Origin of the sequence: Streptomyces sp. GESEQ-35, assembly GCF_017948485.1 — a bacterium.
GTDB lineage: Bacteria > Actinomycetota > Actinomycetes > Streptomycetales > Streptomycetaceae > Streptomyces.
Genome location: NZ_JAFFSX010000061.1, coordinates 1 through 5,047 on the forward strand (window position 1 = coordinate 1; position 5,047 = coordinate 5,047).

The window sequence follows — 5,047 nt, forward strand, 5'->3', positions numbered from 1 at the left end:
GGAGCTGTCCCAGATCGCGGTCATAGCCCGCGAGGACCAGCCCGGCGACAAACGCCTCGTGGCCTACGTGGTCGCCGAGACCGGCACCCTGGACACCGAAGCCCTGCGCGCACACGCGGCCGGCCTGCTGCCGGAATACATGGTCCCCACCGCATTCGTGGTCCTCGACCAGCTCCCGCTGACCACCAACGGCAAGCTCGACCGGCGGGCCCTGCCGGCACCCGTGTACGAAGCCGACCTGGCCAGGCGCGGTCCGCGGAACCCGCAGGAGGAGATCCTGTGCGGACTGTTCGCCGAGGTCCTCGGAGTCCCGTCCGTCGGAATCGACGACAACTTCCTTGCACTGGGCGGCGACTCCCTCCTCGCGACCCGCCTGGTCAGCCGCATCCGATCGACCCTGGGCATCGAACTTCCAGTACCGACCCCCTTCGAGGCCCCCACCGTCGCCGCCCTCACCGACCGGCTCGCGGAAGCGGAATCGGAATCGGAATCGGAATCGGCCAGGCCTGCACTGACCGCGATGGAGCGCCCGGCACGGATCCCGCTGTCACCCGCACAGAACCGCCTCTGGTTCCTCAACAAACTGGAAAGGGCGAGCGCCACTTACGTCCTGCCGCTCGCAGTACGACTTTCAGGGGATCTCGATCGAGCAGCTCTGGAAGCGGCGATAGCCGATGTGATCGGCCGACACGAGACTCTGCGGACGGTGTTCCCGGAGGTCGACGGGGAGCCTCAGCAGCTCATTCTGGAGCCCGACCAGGTCCGCCCTGAGCTGCCTGTGGTGGAGGTCGAGGCAGCGGACCTGGACGAGGCACTTCGAGCCGCCGGCAACACCGCCTTCGACGTCACTGTCGATCTGCCGCTGCGGGCCCGGCTGTTCGCCACCGGCCCGGACCACCACGTCCTGCTCTTGGTACAGCATCACATCGGAAGCGACGGCTGGTCGCTGGCCCCGCTGGCCCGTGACATCAGCCTTGCTTACGCCGCACGGTGCGCGGGTACGGCGCCCACCTGGTCACCGTTGCCCGTGCAGTACGCCGACTTCACGTTGTGGCAGCGTGAGCTCCTCGGCGCGGAAGCCGATCCCAGTTCTCTGGTGAGTGAGCAACTGGCCTTCTGGAAGCGGTCACTTCAAGGAGTTCCCGACCAGCTTGAGCTGCCCTTCGACCGCCCTCGGCCGAAGGTGGCCAGCTACCGCGGTGACACCGTCCGGATCAGGATCGACGCCGAGCTGCACCGTGCGCTGCTCGGCCTGGCCCAGGAGACGAACACCACCCTGTTCATGGTGCTCCAGGCCGCTCTCGCCACTCTGCTGAACCGGCTGGGCGCGGGCTCGGACATCCCTCTCGGAACCCCGGTCGCGGGACGCACCGACGAAGCACTGGACGACCTCGTCGGCTTCTTCGTCAACACCCTGGTCCTGCGCAACGACACCTCGGGGAACCCGACGTTCCGGGAACTGCTCGCCCGGACCCGGGAGACCGACCTGGCCGCCTACTCCCACCAGGACGTACCGTTCGAACGACTGGTGGAGATCCTCAACCCGGAGCGGTCGCTGGCCCGCAATCCCCTGTTCCAGGTAATGCTGGTGGTGCACAGCAACGTGGCCCCCGCGTTCGAGCTGCCCGGTCTGTCGGCCGTCACCGAAGACCTCACCAAAGACGTGACCAGCTTCGATCTCACCTTCAACTTCTACGAGGTCACAGACGGCGCCGGGGAACCCGCGGGGCTCGACGGCTTCCTGGAGTACCGTACCGACCTGTCCGACGTGAGCACCGCGGAGCGGTTCATCGAGGGTCTCCGGCTGCTGCTGGCGGCCGTCGCCGAGCGCCCCGACCTGCCGATCAGCACCGCCGAACTGCTCTCCCCGGCCGAGCAGAGCGAGCTGCTCGCCGAGGGAGCAGGAGGCCCGGCCCCTGAACACCGGTTCTTCACCGACCTGTTCCAGGAGCAGGCAGCGCTCCGCCCCGACGCACCGGCGCTGGAGCACGAAGGCACCGTACTCACCTATGCCGAGCTGAACACGCGGGCCAACCAAGTGGCCCGCTGGCTGATCCGCCAGGGCGTCGGCTCCGAGCAACTGGTGGCGCTGGCGGTGCCCCGGTCGGTGGAGATGGTGGCGGCACTGCTGGGCATCCTGAAGGCCGGCGCCGCCTTCCTCCCCATCGATCCGGAGTACCCGGCGGACCGCATCGCGTTCATGCTTGAGGACGCCGCCCCGGTCCGCGTGCTCACCAGCCGAGAGATGGCCGGGCGGCTCCCGCAGGGCGGCCCGGTCACCCTGGTCCTCGACGAACCCGGGGCCCTGGCCGGACTCGACGGTGCCAACCCTACGGATGCCGAGCGGACCGCTCGGCTCCGGCCCGACGACCTGGCGTACACCGTCTACACATCGGGCTCCACCGGCACGCCCAAGGGCGTGGCCGTCACCCACCGCGGCATCTGCGCGCTGGCCGCCACACTGGCGGAGAAGTACCAGGTCCGGTCGGACGACCGCGTCCTACAGTTGGCCTCGATCAGCTTCGACATGGCCTTGGAGGACTACCTCCGGGCGTTCTGCTTCGGCGCGACCCTCGTCGTCCCCGCGCCCGGCCCCCTGGTCGGGGACGCCCTCGGCGACTATCTGGAGCAGCGCCGGATCTCCTGCGCCGACATGCCGCCCAGCGTGCTCGCCACCCTGCCGGCGCGGCACTTCCCCGCCCTGCGCGTGCTGAGCGTCGGCGGCGAGGCGTGCCCCCCGGCGCTGATCGCGCGCTGGGCGGACGGACGGCGGATGCTGAACCTCTACGGGCCCACCGAGTCGACGATCTCGGCGACGGCCAGCGAGCCGCTGTCCGGCACCGATCCGTCCGCGTCGATCCCCATCGGAGCTCCGGTGAGGGGCGCCCGGGCGTACGTCCTGGACGAGCGGCTACGGCTGGCGCCGCGAGGGGTGCCGGGAGAGTTGTACATCGCGGGCGAGGGCGTGGCCCGGGGGTACCTGCGTCGCCAGGGACTGACGGCGGAGCGGTTCGTGGCCGATCCCTTCGGACCGGCCGGAAGCCGCATGTACCGCACCGGCGACCTGGTGCGGTGGCGAGGTGACGGCCAGCTTGAGTTCGTCGGCCGGGTCGACGACCAGGTGAAGATCCGCGGCTTCCGCATCGAACTGGGCGAGATCGAGGCGGTGCTGGGTCATCACCCGGCGGTGTCACAGGTTGCGGTCGTGGTGCGGGAGGACCAGCCGGGTGACAAGCGCCTGGTGGGTTATGTCGTGGCCGAGTCCGGGAGCGGTGGGGTGGGCGTGGATGCCCTGCGTGCTCATGTGGGCGGGCTGTTGCCGGAGTTCATGGTTCCTTCGGCATTCGTGGTGCTGGACCGCTTGCCGTTGACGACGAACGGCAAGCTGGACCGGCGGGCCCTGCCTGCGCCCGTGTATGAGGCGGAGGTGAGCGGGCGTGGTGCGCGGACTCCGCAGGAGGAGTTCCTGTGCGGGCTGTTCGCGGAGATCCTGGGCGTGCCGGCAGTGGGCATCGACGACAGTTTCTTCGAGTTGGGCGGGCATTCTCTGCTGGCGACCCGGGTGGTCAGCCGGATCAGGTCGGTTCTGGGTGTCGAGTTGCCGGTGCGGACCTTGTTCGAGGCTCCCACGGTTGCGGCGTTGACGGGTCAGGTCGCGGAGGCGGGTTCGGCCAGGCCCGCGTTGACGGTGGTGGAGCGTCCGGAGCTGGTTCCGCTGTCGCCGGCGCAGAATCGGCTGTGGTTCCTGAACAAGCTGGAAGGGGCGAGTGCCACCTACAACGTTCCGGTGGCGTTCCGGATCACCGGAGACCTGGACGCAGATGTCCTCGAACAGGCATTGAACGATGTGGTGGTACGGCACGAGAGCCTGCGGACGGTCTTCCAGGAGATCGACGGAACCCCGGCCCAGACAGTGCTGGCAGCGGACGCCGTCGACCTGAAGCTGCACCACGTCAACTGTGGCCCAAACAAAATCAATGCGACGCTGCGGACGGCCGGGCAGTATGCCTTCGACTTGTCCACCGAACCGCCACTGCGAGCAACGCTGTTCACCGTGAGTCCGAAGGAGCGGGTACTGCTGCTGCTCATGCACCACATCGCGAGCGACGGCGCTTCGCTGGGGCCTCTCGGACGCGATCTGGAGACCGCGTTCCGCGCCCGGCTCCAGGGTCAGGCACCGACGTGGTCCGCGCTCCCGGTGCAGTACGCGGACTACACCCTGTGGCAGCGACAGCTCCTCGGCGCGGAGGAGGACCCCACCTCCCTGGTGAGCAAGCAACTGTCCTACTGGACACAGGCGTTGGAGGGCAGCCCGGACCGTCTTGAGCTGCCTTTCGACCGGCCCCGGCCGAAGGTGGCCAGCTACCGCGGCGACATGGTTCCGGTCCGGATCGGCCCCGAGCTGCACCGCACGCTCATCGACCTGACCCGGGACACGAACACCACGGTGTTCATGGTGTTCCAGGCCGCTGTCGCCACCCTGCTGAGCCGATTGGGCGCGGGGTCGGATATCCCGATCGGCACCCCGAGCGCAGGACGCACCGACGAGACACTCGACGATCTGGTCGGTCTCTTCCTCAATACGCTGGTGTTGCGGACCGACACTTCAGGGAACCCCACATTCCGGGAACTTCTGGAGCGGGTCCGCAAGACCGCCCTGACCGCCTATATGCACCAGGACGTGCCGTTCGAGCGCGTGGTCGAGGCCGTCAATCCGACTCGCTCGCTGTCCTGGCATCCTCTCTTCCAGGTCATGGTGGTCCTACAGAACACCGGTGGATACGAGTTCTCGCTGCCCGGCGTGGTGATTGAAGCCGAGGAAGTATTCAGTACCCGTACGGCCAAGTTTGATCTTGGCTTCATCCTCAACGAGCACTACGAGGCCGACAACCGTCCGGCCGGGCTCGACGGAATGCTGGAGTACAACACCGACGTCTTCCAACAGGGCACTGCCGAACGGATGGTCGCCCAGCTGGTACGGGTGCTGACACAGCTCAGCACCGCTCCCGACCGCCGGATCGGTGAAGCGGAAATTCTGTCGGAGACA

At 68.1% G+C, this 5,047-nt stretch carries 1 protein-coding gene; it reads left to right on the forward strand.

Going from position 1 to position 5,047, the window contains the following annotated elements; all coding sequences use genetic code 11:
- Window positions 1–5,047: non-ribosomal peptide synthetase (locus KCH87_RS48235; RefSeq protein WP_210594431.1), on the forward strand; the 5,047-nt coding region annotated here is incomplete at both ends.